The organism is Acinetobacter baumannii (assembly GCF_009759685.1).
Lineage (GTDB): Bacteria > Pseudomonadota > Gammaproteobacteria > Pseudomonadales > Moraxellaceae > Acinetobacter > Acinetobacter baumannii.
This window is the reverse complement of sequence record NZ_CP046654.1, coordinates 1,238,909-1,255,072: the sequence shown is the minus strand read 5'-3', so window position 1 is coordinate 1,255,072 and position 16,164 is coordinate 1,238,909. Positions and strand designations below refer to the sequence as shown.

14 protein-coding genes and 1 pseudogene are annotated in these 16,164 nt (G+C 38.7%); 9 read left to right on the top strand and 6 right to left on the bottom strand.

Annotated elements, in window-relative coordinates; translation table 11 throughout:
• Positions 1–288 precede the first annotated feature (288 nt).
• The 3 genes and pseudogenes from pncA to GO593_RS05900 all read left to right on the top strand — a co-directional run bounded on the left by pncA (position 289) and on the right by GO593_RS05900 (position 3,447).
• Positions 289–933, top strand: a complete 645-nt coding sequence (gene pncA / locus GO593_RS05910) for a bifunctional nicotinamidase/pyrazinamidase (RefSeq protein WP_001985076.1) — start codon at positions 289–291, stop codon at positions 931–933.
• A gap of 54 nt (positions 934–987) precedes the next feature.
• A complete protein-coding gene (locus GO593_RS05905; RefSeq protein ID WP_001275071.1) occupies positions 988–1,926 on the top strand; it encodes a bile acid:sodium symporter family protein in 939 nt (312 codons plus the stop codon).
• A gap of 178 nt (positions 1,927–2,104) precedes the next feature.
• Positions 2,105–3,447 (top strand): annotated as a pseudogene (locus tag GO593_RS05900) (MATE family efflux transporter).
• Positions 3,448–3,456: 9 nt separating this feature from the next.
• Here the strand turns inward: GO593_RS05900 and GO593_RS05895 are convergent.
• Positions 3,457–3,930, bottom strand: a complete 474-nt coding sequence (locus GO593_RS05895) for a 2-thiouracil desulfurase family protein (RefSeq protein ID WP_000924611.1) — start codon at positions 3,928–3,930, stop codon at positions 3,457–3,459.
• Positions 3,931–4,450: 520 nt separating this feature from the next.
• Between GO593_RS05895 and hppD the strand changes: the two genes are divergently transcribed.
• Positions 4,451–5,506 carry a 4-hydroxyphenylpyruvate dioxygenase gene (hppD, locus tag GO593_RS05890; RefSeq protein WP_000353163.1) on the top strand — a complete coding sequence of 352 codons (1,056 nt, stop codon included), beginning with the start codon at positions 4,451–4,453 and terminating at the stop codon, positions 5,504–5,506.
• A gap of 65 nt (positions 5,507–5,571) precedes the next feature.
• Here the strand turns inward: hppD and GO593_RS05885 are convergent, their stop codons facing one another.
• The 4 genes from GO593_RS05885 to fahA all read right to left on the bottom strand — a co-directional run bounded on the left by GO593_RS05885 (position 5,572) and on the right by fahA (position 9,143).
• Positions 5,572–6,351: an IclR family transcriptional regulator gene (locus GO593_RS05885; RefSeq protein ID WP_000568800.1), complete on the bottom strand. Its 780-nt coding sequence runs from the start codon at positions 6,349–6,351 to the stop codon at positions 5,572–5,574.
• 299 nt (positions 6,352–6,650) lie between these two features.
• On the bottom strand, positions 6,651–7,199 hold the full coding sequence (locus GO593_RS05880) for a VOC family protein (protein ID WP_000141645.1): 549 nt from the start codon (positions 7,197–7,199) through the stop codon (positions 6,651–6,653).
• A gap of 17 nt (positions 7,200–7,216) precedes the next feature.
• A complete protein-coding gene (gene maiA / locus GO593_RS05875) occupies positions 7,217–7,849 on the bottom strand; it encodes a maleylacetoacetate isomerase (RefSeq protein WP_000781233.1) in 633 nt (210 codons plus the stop codon).
• Entirely contained in the window at positions 7,836–9,143 is a 1,308-nt protein-coding gene (gene fahA, locus GO593_RS05870; RefSeq protein ID WP_000435856.1) for a fumarylacetoacetase, read from the bottom strand. Before fahA ends, maiA begins: the two co-directional genes overlap by 14 nt.
• 358 nt (positions 9,144–9,501) lie before the next feature.
• On the opposite strand from fahA, the gene GO593_RS05865 reads away from it, so the two are divergent.
• The 3 genes from GO593_RS05865 to zigA all read left to right on the top strand — a co-directional run bounded on the left by GO593_RS05865 (position 9,502) and on the right by zigA (position 13,144).
• Positions 9,502–10,890 (top strand): amino acid permease, encoded by a 1,389-nt coding sequence (locus GO593_RS05865; protein ID WP_000107088.1) that lies wholly within the window; start codon positions 9,502–9,504, stop codon positions 10,888–10,890.
• Positions 10,891–11,052: 162 nt separating this feature from the next.
• Positions 11,053–11,736, top strand: a complete 684-nt coding sequence (zrlA, locus tag GO593_RS05860; RefSeq protein ID WP_000833243.1) for a D-Ala-D-Ala carboxypeptidase ZrlA — start codon at positions 11,053–11,055, stop codon at positions 11,734–11,736.
• Positions 11,737–11,878: 142 nt separating this feature from the next.
• On the top strand, positions 11,879–13,144 hold the full coding sequence (zigA, locus tag GO593_RS05855; RefSeq protein WP_000624547.1) for a zinc metallochaperone GTPase ZigA: 1,266 nt from the start codon (positions 11,879–11,881) through the stop codon (positions 13,142–13,144).
• 32 nt (positions 13,145–13,176) lie between these two features.
• Here zigA and GO593_RS05850 read toward each other — a convergent pair whose 3' ends face one another.
• Entirely contained in the window at positions 13,177–14,289 is a 1,113-nt protein-coding gene (locus tag GO593_RS05850; protein ID WP_001246949.1) for an acyltransferase family protein, read from the bottom strand.
• Between the two features lie 351 nt (positions 14,290–14,640).
• Here GO593_RS05850 and hutC point away from each other — a divergent pair, with 351 nt between their 5' ends.
• Together hutC and GO593_RS05840 are read left to right on the top strand one after the other, a co-directional pair.
• Positions 14,641–15,393 (top strand): histidine utilization repressor, encoded by a 753-nt coding sequence (gene hutC / locus GO593_RS05845; RefSeq protein WP_001138319.1) that lies wholly within the window; start codon positions 14,641–14,643, stop codon positions 15,391–15,393.
• Complete coding sequence (locus GO593_RS05840) at positions 15,390–15,965, top strand: HutD/Ves family protein (protein WP_000593445.1); 576 nt, start codon at positions 15,390–15,392, stop codon at positions 15,963–15,965. Before hutC ends, GO593_RS05840 begins: the two co-directional genes overlap by 4 nt.
• Positions 15,966–16,164 lie beyond the last annotated feature (199 nt).

Below are 16,164 nucleotides of genomic sequence, written 5' to 3'. Positions count from 1 at the left end.
AAAAACAAAATGTGGGATGGTTGCAGTATTTTGATTGTCCAGTTCTAACAATAACAGATTGTTGAATGACAATTATGCAAATTATGACTGATCAGACGCATAAGAACAATATGCTTGACTGATAAACCCTATGTAAACTTGAGCAAAACATAGAATGCCAATTTGATCATTTCAAGTAAAAGACATTAAAAATGAGAATATGGTGCAATTCTTCCAACCTCTACTTAACACGGTCTTTTTTATGGCAAGATAAAATGCATATTTTTCCCGAATGGGACTTAAGATGGCATGAAAATGAATAAACAACCACAAAATTCGGCTTTAGTCGTAGTTGACGTGCAAAATGGTTTTACCCCTGGTGGAAACCTAGCAGTTGCCGACGCCGATACGATTATTCCAACCATTAACCAATTGGCAGGTTGTTTTGAAAATGTAGTCCTCACTCAAGACTGGCATCCGGATAATCATATTTCTTTTGCAGCCAACCATCCGGGCAAGCAGCCATTTGAAACGATTGAACTGGATTATGGATCACAGGTGCTTTGGCCTAAGCATTGTATACAAGGCACTCATGATGCCGAATTTCATCCGGATTTAAATATCCCGACAGCTCAACTGATTATCCGAAAAGGTTTTCATGCTCATATTGATAGTTACTCGGCTTTTATGGAAGCTGACCACACCACAATGACAGGTTTAACGGGATATTTAAAAGAACGTGGTATCGATACGGTCTATGTGGTCGGAATTGCTACAGACTTTTGTGTCGCATGGACTGCTTTAGATGCGGTTAAGCAAGGCTTTAAAACTTTAGTGATTGAAGATGCGTGCAAAGGTATTGATCTTAATGGTTCATTAGAACAAGCGTGGCAAACTATGCAGCAACAAGGTGTTGTCCGTATTCAATCGACTGATCTGTTGAATGAATGCTAGAGATACTGATTTTGATGCTTGGACTTTAATTGCGATTTGGTATGGATGAACAGTATGTCTGCATTACTCCGTTTTACTCAGTTTGTTCAAAAGACGTTTGCCCTATGGGTAATTATTTTTGCAGCTCTGGCGCTATGGCAGCCTGAATTTTTTGTTTGGCTGAAAGCTTATATTCCATGGATTTTGGGCATTATTATGCTTGGCATGGGAATGACCATGACCGTTGATGATTTTAAAGGGGTACTACAAAGCCCTAAAGCCGTGTTAATTGGGGTTGTTGCGCAGTTTGTAGTGATGCCGGGCTTGGCATTTATTTTATGTAAATTATTTAATTTGCCTCCTGAAATTGCGGTCGGCGTTATTTTGGTAGGTTGTTGCCCAGGAGGAACAGCTTCAAATGTCATTACCTATATGGCCAAAGGCAATGTGGCTTTATCGGTCGCCTGTACCTCTGTATCAACACTCTTGGCTCCTGTGTTAACACCTGCAATTTTCTATCTACTCGCCAGCCAATGGCTAAAGATTGACGCGGCTTCGATGTTTATTTCGATTTTGCAGGTCGTACTACTTCCGATTGTGATTGGGCTGATTTTGCGAACTTGGCTTAAACGTCAGGTTGAATCCTATATTCAAGTCATGCCATTAGTTTCAGTGATTGCAATTGTAGCGATTGTGGCAGCCATTATTGGTGGCAGTAAAGCAGCTATTTTACAGTCGGGTTTGCTCATTTTGGCGGTAGTGATATTGCATAATGGGCTTGGATATTTATTAGGTTTTGCCGCAGCGCGTTTCTTTAAATTGCCTTATGCGGACAGTAAAGCAATTGCGGTAGAAGTAGGAATGCAAAACTCAGGCTTAGGCGTGGCGCTTGCAGCAGTGCATTTTGCGGCTTCCCCGATTACTGCCGTACCAAGTGCTATTTTCAGCCTTTGGCATAATATTTCTGGTCCTGCACTTGCGACTTATTGGGCAAGTAAACACAAACAAGAATAACTGTATAAACAACATACATGACAAAAGAAGACCAAACAGATAGTTTGGTCTTCTTATTTAAAGCACTTTTTATTTGAGCTGAATTTAAAACTGGTATGTCTTTTGCTTCGAATTGATGCACTAAAAATAACGTGAATATCAACATAAATCGCAAAGAAAAAAATAAGGCATTTTTTTGATGAACCAGATTTTTAAATTATTTATTCCCATGCTCTCTAGCAATTTAATTGTAGTTTTAAGTGGATTGATTGATATTGCTTATGTAGGGCATTTTAGTAATGACCATGTTGCCGCCTTATCGGTGACCTTATCTTTATATACAGTGGTTTATGTCATTGGAATGGGGATACTGCAAGGTGTGATGCTTAAGCTCTCGGAAGCTTATGGTTGCCATGACATACCACGTATTCGTCAAATTTTTATTCAAGGCGTTTGGCTGATGTTATGTTCGGCATTGGTGAGTATTGCCTTGCTTTACTTGTTCCGTGATTTACCAAAATTATTTGGTGCATCTGAGCATGTCGTTTCAATTACTAAAAACTGTATTTGGGCTTTGGTATTTATTTTACCTGCCCATTTATTGATGCGCTTATTTACAGCTTTGTCTCAGGTCACTGAAAATGCGTATAAGGTTTTATTATCAGATAGTCTTTTCTTCATTCTTAAAATTATTTTGTCCTATCTTCTGATTTATGGTGTTGCTTTATTTTCAATTCCGCCACTCGGGGCGATAGGGGCGTTGTTAGCCACTATCATTGTACGGTGGTTTATGTTGGCCGTTTATTACCTGTTTTTTCTAGAGAAAAGGTACATCTTTATTGAACATCCAGAACAGTCAGTTGAAGATAGCTGGCAAAGTCTGCGTATGATTTTAAAAATAGGGATACCCACAGCGATCATGGCATTGATGGACGTTATTGCATTTTGTTCAGTTGCTATTCTGATTTTACCTTTTGGGAGTGTGGTATCTGCAGCCCATCAAATTGTCGCGAGCACTGGCGGTTTCATGTTTATTTTTCCTTCATCAATTGCCTCGGCTTATAGCATTTTGGTGTCAAGAACTATGGGCAGCGGCAATATGAAAGAAGCAGACAAAATTGCCAGACAAAGTATATGGGTAATTATGGCAGTGAGTGGCAGTTTATCCTTGTGTTTAGGTTGGAGAGGGGCTTAATTGTCACGTTCTATTCAGATGATTTGGCTGTACAGATTTTGGCTGCATCACTGCTCTTGATTGTCTGCATGACTCATTTTCTCGATGGTGTAATGACGTTACTAACATCTTTGCTGCGTTGTTGGGATGTGTCGATTTTACCTATGCTGATTTTTTTAGTCGTGGTGCTATGTTTCGGATTGGGCGGTGCTTGGTGGATGGCTTATAAAGGGCTGCACTGGGGGAGTCACTCTATATCTGCAATGGGAATTTATGGTTTCTGGAGTATGGCGGCCATAAGCTATTTAGTAGCTTGTGTATTGAGTGCCTTCTGTTTTCGTTTTAGAAAGCAATTAAGAGGTTTTTGATTAGGTAGATCAACAAAGAGGATGTGCTGCTAACCATTCTTCAATCTCATTTTCAGAAATCACTTCAAAACCATGGCGCTGTAACAGTGCCGTGGTAATCCCAACACCCGTAATTTTCTCGCCTTGAAAAGTACCGTTATAAATTTTTTGACTACCACAAGACGGACTGTTTTCTTTTAAAACCACACAAGTTGCTTGTATTTGCCGTGCAATGTCTAAAGTACGGTAGGCGCCTTTTAAATATAGCTCAGTCACATCTAAACCAGATGAATCTAGGATTTTTGCCTTACCATTAAGCACATCTTGCCCCGTACCCCCAACAATTTCTGCAGGTAACCTTGGAGTAGTAAAACCACCTATTAACTCCGGACAAAGTGCATGCGCTTTTTTATTTAAAAATAACTGCTTAAGTGTAGTGTGTAAGCAAGAGCGTCCATCGTAGCGTACAGGCTCCCCAATTAAACAGGCACTGATTAAAAGCATGTTTTTCCGCCCTTAGAACTTTAAAAGCCATGTGAGTGTACCCAATGATTTAAAAATATGAAATCTAAAACAAGCACAAGCAAACAGAGTAATTTGATTAATAAATTACACAATTCATAATTAAATTATGTATTGCATAATTTAATTGTTTTTAGTAGCATCTGTTTTAAGGTAAATGGCCATTGGAGGTCCAACAAGGATGTTGGCCTCCATAAATCTAGGAATAACTTTAGGAAAAGACGATTTTTAAAGGTTTATTGAAAAATCTCAATCGTACTTTTAGATAAGAAAGGACAGTGTGTATGGAAAACAAACACCATATAGAAGGGAAATTAATCATCGGCTTTGCGCTCACTCAATCTTCGTTTTAGTTATTGGTTTTTTTCTCATAGGATGCGTTGGGCTAAGGCATTTTGACGGTTCAAACATACTCCCAGCAAATGCGTATTCTATAGAGAAAGGAGCTGACCAGATCAGCATGAGAAGTAAACGGATCAGGTAATTACCAGAGGGAAACTAGATGGATATTTTAGAGAACCCATTAGAATTATGCGGTTTTGCATTTATTGAGTTTGTTTCAAAAGAAAATGAATTAGATCCAATTTTTGAAACAATCGGCTTTTCAAAAGTAGCCAAGCATAAATCGAAAAAAGCGTACTTATGGCGTCAAGGAAATATCAATATTATCCTGAATTATCAGCCAGAATCTTATGCTTCATTCTTTTTTAATGAGCATGGTCCATCTGCTTGTGCGATGGGATTCAAAACTCGTGATGCAGCAAAAGCTTTTAAAAAGGCGGTTGAGCTTGGTGCAGAACCAATGTACTCAAAAGTTGGGCCAATGGAGCTTAACATTCCGGCAATTAAAGGTATTGGTGGCATGCCAATCTTCTTGGTTGACCGCGATATTTATGAAAATGACTTTGTTTTCTTCGATGATGCGCAGCGTAACCCTGAAGGTGCGGGTTTAAAAGAAATCGATCACTTAACGCATAACGTCTACAAAGGACGTATGGAGTATTGGGCAAACTTCTACGAGAAGATTTTCAACTTCCAGGAAATTCGTTATTTCGACATTAAAGGTGAATATACAGGTTTAACCTCTAAAGCATTAACTGCACCAGATGGCATGATTCGTATTCCTTTAAATGAAGACTCAGACAAGGGTAACGGCCAAATTGCAGAATTCTTAGCTGATTTTAATGGCGAAGGTATTCAGCATATCGCGTTTATTTGTGATGACTTAATTTCGACTTGGGATAAGTTAAAAGGCCTTGGTCTTAAGTTTATGACACCACCGCCAAATACGTATTATGAAATGCTTGAAGAGCGTTTACCTGAACATGGTGAACCAACTGAAGAGTTAAAACAACGCGGTATTTTATTAGACGGCAGTACTAAAGATGGCCAGAAGAAGCTTTTATTACAAATCTTCTCTGAAAATATGATTGGGCCAGTCTTCTTCGAATTTATTCAACGTAAAGATGACGACGGTTTCGGTGAAGGTAACTTCAAGGCATTGTTTGAATCGATTGAACGTGACCAGATTCGCCGTGGTGTGCTCGAAGCAAAATAAGTTTTGCTTTGTCTCTAATCTAAAAAAACCAAGAGCAATGCTCTTGGTTTTTTTATGGCTATTGATTAGCGGCTTTTAATATATTGATTAATTGAATTAATCTCATTTTTAAGTGTTTCAATAATTTTACTTTGTGGGTCAACAGGTAAAAACATTTCGCTATCAAGCGCCACAATACAAAACTCAATCCCTTGGTTTGAGTTAAATACTGGCAGGCCTACTGCGTTAATACCGGTAAGTAAATCACCTTTCGCCGCAGACATTTGTTGTTGGCGGATCGTCTCTTTAAGTTCTAAAAATTCTTCCCAGTTATGTGGCGCAATGTTTAGCCCAAGTTCCTGATGTTTTTGCCACTCAGTTTCTAATAAAGGACGAACAAAATGCTCAGGAAGGTAAGAAGCAAATAAACGCCCAGCAGCAGAATTGACTAAAGGCATAATTGAGCCGACTTTGGTCACAATCGAAATTGGGTGGTTAGATTCAATCGATTGAACCACGACAGGGCCTTTGGGTGACCACTTACTAATTTGAATACCACAGCCAATTTTGCTTTGTAAGTCGTAAATTAAATGTTGTACTAACTGTAAAGTATCGCTGTGCTGAATGCAGTTTAAGCCTAAACGCCATGCTTGATCACCTAAGGCATATTGGCCATCTTCAAGTTGTTTGGCGTAATCCATGCGAATTAAGCTCACCAAGTAGCGGTGTACTTTGGCAGGATGCATCTCAAGCTTACTAGATAAGTCTTTGAGAATAATGGGTTGATTGTGCTCTAAAAGGGCATTTAGTACGGATAAGCCAACTTCAAGTGATTGAACCCCCCCAGATATTTTTTCTTCAATCATTTAAATACCCTTAATCGATTTACTTCAGCAGTTAAACAGTTTTGTTCAGAACATAAATTGGCATTGATGCGTTTTACATCATGCCTGAGCCTATAGAAAAATAGAAATCACCTTTTTCTATTAGCGAAATTCACATGTTTAATAATCCACAATTTTTACAAACACCTTCATCTTACATTTATAGCGTAAATTGATAGAGGTTTAGTAGATTTAAACAATATAAATCGGCATTGATATAGAACAGTTCATTCAAACTATTCCCATCAATGCCGACTTTTAAAACGATTGCTTTGAAAGAATTACGCGCCTAATTCTTCTTCATGCAAGAAATGAGTATGGTGTGGAGCGCGTTTGGTTTTGCTCCATTCCTCTAACATTTCAGTTTTCATTTCTTCAGTAATTTTTGCAATTTTTTCTTCAGCATGTGCATCGTTATAAGTCAGTTCTAAACGATGTCCATTTGGGTCAAAGAAATAAATTGAGTGGAAGATACCGTGGTTGGTAATACCTAATACTTTAACACCGTTGTCTTCCAAATGTTTTTTGGCAGCTAAAAGGGCATTTAAATCTTCAACTTCAAAGGCAATATGTTGCACCCATTGAGGCGTATTTTCATCACGGCCCATTTCTGGTTGGGTTGGCAATTCAAAAAATGCTAAAACGTTGCCTTGACCTGCATCTAGGAATAAATGCATATACGGGTCAAAAGCTTTCGTTGAAGGTACATGGTCTTCTGCAAAAGCTAAGATAAAGTCCATGTTGAGCATTTTTTTATACCACTCAACAGTTTCCTTCGCATCCTTACAGCGATATGCAACGTGATGTATTTTTTTAATGGCAAATGTCATGTTGAAACTCCTTTTTACTATTCCCAATCTGGTTGTTGTTCTGGCGCCGCGTTATAGAAGGCTGGGATAGACAAACAATGTTGATAAATTGATTCAATTTTTGGAAACGCCGACAAATCAATCTTGAAGCGTTTCGCGTTGTAAACCTGTGGAATTAGGCAGCAGTCGGCAATGGTTGCGTGTTGTCCAAAGCAAAATTGTCCATTTGAATCTTGAAGTTGCTGTTCGAGTGTTTGAAAGCCTTCAAGAATCCAGTGCTGATACCAGTAATTTTTTTCTTCATCCGAAACATTTAAATCATTTTTTAAATATTTCAGCACGCGTAAGTTATTTAACGGGTGAATATCACAGGCAATCGCCTGTGCAAAAGCACGGATTTTGGCTCTTTCTTTCACATCATTTGGAAGTAATTTGGTTTGAGGATATTGTTCATCCAGATATTCCAAAATACTTAATGACTGTGACAGGGTTAAATCGCCGTCCACTAAAGTTGGTACTAAGGCACTGCGATTTAACTTTAAATAGTCTTCGCTTTGCTGCTCATTTTTAACCAAATGAACGGGTACAGTTTCATAAGCGAGATTTTTAAGGTTGAGACCAATCCGTACTCTGTAAGCTGCAGAGCTACGAAAGTAACTATACAGCTTCATAATTAGGCTCCGAAGTTTCTGCAAAATCAAAAGTTAATGCAGGAAGTACAGTATTTCGGACTTCACCAAAACCAATACGGATACCATTTTTCTCACAGTGGCCTTTCATGATGAGTGTGTCGCCGTCTTGCAAGAAACCACGAGTTTCACCATTCGCAAGTGTTAGAGGCTTGGTGGTGTTCCAAGTCAACTCAAGCAAGCTACCATACGAATCTGGTGTAGAACCTGAAATGGTACCTGAACCCATTAAATCACCGACCTGAACGTTACAGCCTCCAATGGTGTGGTGAGTCAACTGCTGAGCCATAGACCAATACATATATTTAAAATTAGTACGGCAGATCACATCAGGTTGTGCTGATTTCGGGCTTTGGATTTCAACACTTAAATTAATATCGTAAGTATTGGCGATATTTTCTTGTAAATAAGCAAGTGGCTTCGGTTCTTGTTTCGGACCTTCAACTTTAAATGGCTCAAGAGCTTCAAGTGTGACGACCCAAGGAGAAATCGAACTTGCAAATGTTTTAGCGTTGAAAGGGCCAAGTGGAACATATTCCCATTGCTGGATATCACGTGCTGACCAGTCGTTTAGCAAAACCATGCCAAAAATATGATCCCATGCATCTTCAATGGCGATTGGTTGACCTAATTGAGTTGGTTTCCCCACAATAAATGCAGTCTCAAGTTCAAAATCGAGCTTGCGAGTTGCTGAGAAAACCGGACGTTCTTCATTTGGAAGTTTAATCTGACCAGAAGGGCGTACGACGTGAGTTCCACTTACTACAACAGAGCTAGCACGGCCGTTATAACCGACAGGCAACTCGCTCCAGTTTGGAAGTAAGGCATTTTTAGGGTCGCGGAACATACAGCCTACATTGGTGGCATGTTCTTTAGAAGAATAGAAATCGGTATAACCAGATACTTGAAGTGGTAAATGCAAAGTAACACTGTCTTGCTTAACCAAAACTTCTTGGCGTAATGCTTCATTTTCTTGAAGCGTTAAATTATCAACTGAAAGAAGAGACTGTAGCGTTTTACGAACTTTAGACCAATTGGCTTTGCCCGATTCAATAAATTTATTCAGTGTAGGCTGGTTAAAGTAGGTGTCTTGATCTGAAAGTTTTAAAAGACCATGCTTTTCAAGAGCAGCGAGATCAATGACCCAATCACCGATAGCTACACCGACCTGACGCTCGCCTTCGGCTGTTCTACTAAAAATACCATAAGGCAAATTATGAATAGTGAAATCAGATTGAGGTGAAACTTCAATAAAAGAGTTTAGTTTTTGTTCCATTTTCGCTTCCTTGTCTTCATCTCGCGTCTTATACAAATAAAAGTTCGGTCTAGGGACTGAGCTACTCAATAAGTTTTAACCGTTATTTAGATCATCTTTTTACTTATGAGTTTGATAGAGACCGAGAACAACCAATTACTTCATGGTTCTTATAATACTGAATTCATCAAATTACGCAATACATAATTTAATTACACATTGCATAATAATTGTTATTTCTTGCATTTTCTGTTTTCATGCGCGGTTGTGAGAAAAGTAACGCAATTATTTTTTCATCAATCTCTATGAAAATCCGATCAATTTATGATATACGTAATTTATTGGAAAAAAATTACGTGACAAGGATGAGAATAATCATATGTCAACACAAGAGCAAGGAAACCTGAAACATGGTTTGAGTAATCGTCACATCCAGCTGATTGCGTTGGGTGGAGCGATTGGTACAGGGCTGTTTCTTGGTATATCACAATCGATTAAATTGGCAGGTCCATCGGTAATCTTGGGTTATGCGATTGCAGGATTTATTGCTTTTTTAATGATGCGCCAGCTCGGTGAAATGGTCGTAGAAGAACCTGTAAGTGGTTCTTTTAGCCACTTCGCTTACAAATATTGGGGACCTTTTGCAGGCTTCATGTCAGGATGGAATTACTGGGTACTCAATGTACTTGTGTGTATGGCGGAGTTAAGTGCAATTGGTCTTTATATTCAATATTGGTGGCCGCAAATCCCAACGTGGGCATCTGCTCTAACGTTCTTTATTCTCATTAATGGTATCAATTTACTGCATGTTAAGTTTTTTGGCGAAATGGAATTTTGGTTTTCCATTGTCAAAATCTTAGCAATTTTAGCCATGATCGGTTTCGGTTCATATTTACTTGCAACCGGCACAGCAGGGCCTCAGGCCAGTATTTCTAACCTTTGGGCATTGGGCGGTTTCTTCCCATTTGGTATTGAAGGCTTGGTTATGGCAATGGCTGTGATTATTTTTGCTTTTGGCGGTATTGAGCTTTTCGGTATTACTGCTGCTGAAGCGCGTGATCCAGACAAAACTTTACCTAAAGCTGTAAACCAGATTATCTATCGTATTTTGATTTTCTATATTGCGACACTTTTTGTTTTATTCTCATTATTTCCATGGAATCAAATGGCAGAAGGTGGCAGTCCTTTTGTGATGGTCTTTGCCTCTTTAGACAGCCAAGGTGTTGCGACATTATTAAATTTCGTTATTTTGACAGCTGCAGTTTCCGTCTATAACGGAACCAGTTATTGCAGTAGCCGTATGCTTTTAGGTCTTGCCCAGCAAGGTAATGCACCGAAAGCTCTTGCCCGTATTAATAAACGCGGTATTCCAACCAATGCGGTTCTAGTCTCTGCATTTGTGACGGTATTGTGTGTTTTACTCAATTATATTTTCCCTGAAAAAGCATTCGGTTTACTCATGATGCTTGTCGTAGCAGCGATTGTAATTAACTGGGTTGTGATTTCATGGACACATTTAAAATTCCGTAAATTTATGCAACGCCAAGGTCAAACGACTAAATTCCCAAGCTTTATGTATCCATTTAGTAACTATCTTTGCATGGCATTCATGCTTGGAATTTTAGTTGTGATGTCTTTAACGCCAGACATGCGTGTGGCAGTTATGATGATTCCAGGATGGATTTTGTGTTTGATGGTGGCTTATCAATTTAAGCGCCGTAAAATAAAAGCTGAGCAGCCTGTACATGCTTTAGAAGCAGATATGTAATCAGGTCGTAGTTAGAAGCTAAAGAGGACGTATAAATACGTCCTTTTTTATTTTTTAAAATTTACAACAGAAATTAAAGGATTTAATAATTGTTATATTATAACATTTCTGAAATTAAATGATTAAAGGCTTCCAGATGTTTAGGGAAGATAGAATATATTTATGAAGCGTTATTTAGGTTTACTCGTATTATCTCTGGCCGCTTGTAGTACTCAAACACCCCAGCCGACGATTACTCATCGCTCTCCCTCTTTGCCTCAACCATCTAAAACTGTGGTTAAAATCAAACAACAGCCTGAAGATTATGTCGTTTGGATCGCAACTGCAGATCACAGACAGTCTGTACAAGCTTATAAGCAATTTCTTAAGCAAAAAGGACTTGCCGATTTAGTTCCAGACCACGAGTTATTACGTTCAGCCCGAGACTGGCAAAAATGTGGAGTTGAGCCTTACGCAGTTCCACCACGCGAGATTTGGTCCAATATTGTTCCGACGCTCAATATATTAAAAGCATTGGTTGACGAAGGCGTAATTAACGATTTTGAAGTGACTTCGGTCTATCGAGCTTTAGCTTTAAACCGTTGTGCAGGTGGTGCTGATGCTTCCCGACATGTCTTTAATGCAGCACTTGATTTTAGAATTGGGCCAGAACAGCCTAGCGACTTAGACCAGTTCAATATTCAACAAACTAAAACCAAGCTTTGTCAGTTCTGGGCGACTAAAGGCCAAGCGTTTAATATGGGACTGGGTGTTTATGCTTCAGGACAAATCCATATTGATAGTCAAGGTTTTAGAGCATGGGGGCCAGACCATCACTATAGAACCTCAATTTGTCAGGGGCTATAAAAGCAACTTTTTCAAAGACTAAGTGATTTGGCTTAGATAAAACTGGAATAAAAACTTGATCAATGGTTATGTTATAACATAACATTATTGTGGTTTAGAAATAGATTACGCCTGTGATCTGGCCATATTTAAATGGCCAGCCATGATCAGTTTAAATATTATTCAAAGAGATCAAGCCATGCACACTGCAATCGCCAACTCATTTGCCAAGCTTCCCGTCACTGTTTTATCGGGCTTTTTGGGTGCAGGAAAGACCACATTACTCAACCATATTTTAAATAATCGCGAAGGCCGCCGTATTGCCGTGATTGTCAATGATATGTCTGAGGTGAATATTGATGCGGCATTAGTACGTGAAGGTGGGGCAGAGCTTTCAAGAACGGATGAAAAGCTGGTTGAAATGAGTAATGGCTGTATCTGTTGTACGTTACGAGAAGACTTATTGGTTGAAGTGAGGCGTTTAGCCGATGAAGGACGCTTTGACCAATTGGTGATTGAGTCAACAGGCATTTCAGAACCTTTACCTGTGGCAGAAACTTTTACTTTTGAAGATGAAGATGGAAACTCACTCAATGAGTTCGCTCGACTCGACACTATGGTTACTGTGGTCGATGCTTTTAATTTTCTTAAAGATTACAGTTCAGTCGACTCACTGCAACAACGTGGTGAGTCCTTGGGCGAGCAAGATGAAAGAACTGTAGTCGATCTTCTCATTGATCAAATCGAGTTTTGTGATGTGATTGTACTGAATAAAATTGATGTGATTGACCGGGCTCAGCAAGACCAGCTTATCGCCATTTTAAAAACTCTAAACCCGCGTGCTCGAATTGAAATTGCTCAATTTGGAAAGGTCGCTTTAGACAAAATCTTAAATACACAGCTATTCGATTTTGATGAAGCTGCCCAAGCACCGGGCTGGTTAAAAGAGTTACGCGGCGAGCATACACCTGAAACTGAAGAGTATGGCATTAGTAGCTTTGTTTACCGTGCCCGCCGACCTTTCCATCCAGAACGTTTTTATGATTTGGTACAGGCTGAATGGCCGGGAGTCGTGCGTTCCAAAGGCTTTTTCTGGTTGGCTGCCGAACCGACATTGGCTTATTCATGGTCACAAGCGGGAGCAATGGCTCGACACGGTTTAGCTGGTTATTGGTGGGCGGCCGTTGCAGAAGAAGACTGGCCGAGTGACCTCGCCAGTATTGAACAAATTAAGAAAAACTGGGATGCCCGCACAGGTGATGCGCGTCAGGAGCTGGTTTTAATTGGTATGCAAATGGATGAGCAAGCTTTAATACAACGCTTGGATAGCTGCTTGTTAAGCGATGAAGAAATGGCTTTAGGTCCGCAAGTTTGGCAGAGCTGGTCTAATCCTTTTAAGCAAGATGATGAAACGATGTTGATTGCTTAATAAAAAAGCCCCTATTTTCAAGGGGCTTATTTTTATGATTTATCTTTAATAAAAACCTTTCGAATGTAGCTGTTAAGCGGGGTGGAATAATATTTTTCAATCGCTGCACTGATGATAAAAGTCAAAACCAGATAGCTAATTAAAAGCATAATTTTGATACTAGAGTCGGTTTGAGCAGGAATAAACACAACTTTTATAAGGCCCAATACAACCAGATGAAACAAATAAGTTTCGTAACTTCTTTGCCCCAACCAGACCATCACTTTGGTAAATAGATTATGTGCTTGTGTTTCGGAAGGATGTTGGAAACACAGAATGAGTAGACCTGTAGCAAAAGCAAATAAGCTGATACCCCATGTACTCACTTCTTTAATTGGTGCATATAAATATAGAGCGGCCATACTCAAAATAATCAACCATGAAAGAGGTTTTTTATAGGGCCAATTTGGCTGATATTTATGAGAAAAAATGGCAGTTAAACAGCCCACCGCTATACCATCAAAACTTGAAAAATAATGATATAAATAAGCGCCGCTTTCTTCTCCAAAATGGAGAGACCTAAAATAAGGCCCATATAAAATTACACCAACAAGTACAGCAACAAAGATCTTATTACTACGCGTAAGTAGACACAATAATGGAAAAACAAAGTAAAAAACTTCTTCTACAGATAGCGACCACAACACGCCCAAAGCGTAGTTTACCCAACCAAATTTAATAATCAGGATATTCATCCAGAAGGTTAAGGCTGCAAATATGGTTAAAGGATAAGAGACCTCAATGCCATTCGGTGCTTGGTTCATAAAGGGTTTTAAGTCAAATGAACCAAGTATGCTTACACCTAAAATGAGTAATACCAGACACGGTAAAATACGCGCTGCTCGTCGGATATAAAAATGTTTGAAGTTAATTGCAGAAAATTGTTTGTCTCGTTTTAAAGTGTGATGGGTAATTAAAAAACCCGAAATCACAAAAAACATGGTGACGCCATAATTTCCGTTTCTTGCGATGACTGTGCTAAATGCTTCACCTAAGAAATCAAAACCTAACCATGTATCTTTAAGTTTATAGGGAATATTAAAATGATGTAAAAGAACCAAAAGGATAGAAATTCCTCGAAGAATATCTATTTTATAATTACGCATTCGATGTGCTTCCAGTTTTATTAATATACTGTGTGGCAGAAGAATACTATCGATCAGTTATTTTAAATAAAAAATTAAGCATCATTTCGTAAACCAGAAAAAATGATATTTTTGTTTTCTAGGATGAGACACTGGCTTAGCAGAAATAACTATTAAATAAATATTGATAAAGCCTTTATATATTTGAATTTCTCTACATAAAACTTTAAATTAGCTTTTACCGAGCTATGTTTATTTTTTAAACTTTTTAAAATCTATTTAATTCATAAATTAACATGTTGTATGTGGTTGTATATACATAGCATGTCAACTAAAATACCTTTTTGCCTGCTGCCTTTTTGAGTATTTGTTATGCCCAGAACATCAAAACAAGAACATACTGAGCTTTCGATTGAAGCTGATAGTCCAGTTCCTTTATATCAGCGCGTAAAACAGCTGATTTCACAGAAGATTTATGAAGGCTCTTGGGCTGTAAATAAAAAAATTCCTTCGGAAAGTGAACTCGTTAATCAACTCGGCTGTAGCCGTATGACGGTAAACCGTGCGCTACGTGAGTTAACAACAGAAGGCTTACTTGTTCGAATTCAGGGTGTTGGTTCTTTCGTTGCTGAAGGGCAAGGCCGAACTGCACTTTTTCAAATTAACAATATTGCCGATGAGATTATTGCACGAAACCATAAGCACCATGCTGAAGTTTTAGTCTTAGAACAAATTTATGCAAATGCAGAGCAAAGCGTGTTAATGCAGACTCGCGAAGGGCAAAAATTATTTCACTCGATTATTGTGCATTATGAAAATGATGTACCTGTTCAGGTCGAAGATCGTTTAGTTGACGCAGCACTGATTCCAGATTATTTAGAACAAGATTTTAAAACCATTACCCCAAATGCTTACCTCATGGCAAAAGCACCCGTGACAGAAGGTGAACACATTGTTGAGGCCGTTTTAGCATCACCTCAAGAGTGTAAGTGGTTAAAGATTACTAAAGCTGAACCGTGTTTACTGATCCGTCGTCGCACATGGTCAAACAAGCAACTCATTTCAAGTGCACGATTGATTTATCCAGGCAGTCGCTATTATCTCGAAGGGAAATTTAATCCATGATTAAATTGATCAGGGCCGATCAATATACAAAAATGCTTTGGAAAAATGGTGCAGGCTTTACTTTAGAAATTGCTCGCAGCCAAGGTGAAGCCGACTTTGAGTGGCGCATTTCGATGGCAGATGTAACAACTTCCGGACCATTTTCGTTATTTCCCAATAAACAACGCCTTATTAGCGTACTTGATGGGCAGGGCATGGTACTGCATGTCGATGACCTTCCTGCCAAAAAGCTGAAACAGCGCGATATTTTTGCTTTTCATGGTGAAAGTCAGGTCCAAAGTGAACTGGTAGACGGTGCAATTCGGGATTTAAATTTAATTTATGATCCTGCAAAGTTTCATGCCCGTTTTCAGTGGTTGAATGAGGCAGCGGAGCAGGCATTTATAAGCTCGGCAGACCTGATTTTTATTTTTAATCAGGGTGGTGAAACGGAAGTGAACGTTGATGAGCATTCCGTTCAGCTTGCTGCTCATGAGACGCTAAAAATTGAGAAAAAATCTGGTGTCACATCAATCAATTTTCCAAAAAAACAGCTCAAAAGTTGCTATATCATTGAGTTAATACAACGTTAAAAAGATATAGTTTACTGATTAAAAAGCACATGTCTTGTTAGAAGATATGTGCTTTTTTTATGTCAGATATAAAAATAAATTAATTTAATTCATAAACTTATTCAACTTTTTAAAAAAAATACGAGCAAGCCTCTTCACGCCGAAAAATATTTGTGTAGTATATAGATGTATATACAAGTTAATACATTACTATACAAAT

Coding starts and splice junctions, on each gene's coding strand:
- pncA (WP_001985076.1), top strand. CDS start 289: ATGAAAATGAATAAACAACCACAAAATTCGGCTTTAGTCGTAGTTGAC.
- GO593_RS05905 (WP_001275071.1), top strand. CDS start 988: ATGTCTGCATTACTCCGTTTTACTCAGTTTGTTCAAAAGACGTTTGCC.
- GO593_RS05895 (WP_000924611.1), bottom strand. CDS start 3,930: ATGCTTTTAATCAGTGCCTGTTTAATTGGGGAGCCTGTACGCTACGAT.
- hppD (WP_000353163.1), top strand. CDS start 4,451: ATGGATATTTTAGAGAACCCATTAGAATTATGCGGTTTTGCATTTATT.
- GO593_RS05885 (WP_000568800.1), bottom strand. CDS start 6,351: ATGATTGAAGAAAAAATATCTGGGGGGGTTCAATCACTTGAAGTTGGC.
- GO593_RS05880 (WP_000141645.1), bottom strand. CDS start 7,199: ATGACATTTGCCATTAAAAAAATACATCACGTTGCATATCGCTGTAAG.
- maiA (WP_000781233.1), bottom strand. CDS start 7,849: ATGAAGCTGTATAGTTACTTTCGTAGCTCTGCAGCTTACAGAGTACGG.
- fahA (WP_000435856.1), bottom strand. CDS start 9,143: ATGGAACAAAAACTAAACTCTTTTATTGAAGTTTCACCTCAATCTGAT.
- GO593_RS05865 (WP_000107088.1), top strand. CDS start 9,502: ATGTCAACACAAGAGCAAGGAAACCTGAAACATGGTTTGAGTAATCGT.
- zrlA (WP_000833243.1), top strand. CDS start 11,053: ATGAAGCGTTATTTAGGTTTACTCGTATTATCTCTGGCCGCTTGTAGT.
- zigA (WP_000624547.1), top strand. CDS start 11,879: ATGATCAGTTTAAATATTATTCAAAGAGATCAAGCCATGCACACTGCA.
- GO593_RS05850 (WP_001246949.1), bottom strand. CDS start 14,289: ATGCGTAATTATAAAATAGATATTCTTCGAGGAATTTCTATCCTTTTG.
- hutC (WP_001138319.1), top strand. CDS start 14,641: ATGCCCAGAACATCAAAACAAGAACATACTGAGCTTTCGATTGAAGCT.
- GO593_RS05840 (WP_000593445.1), top strand. CDS start 15,390: ATGATTAAATTGATCAGGGCCGATCAATATACAAAAATGCTTTGGAAA.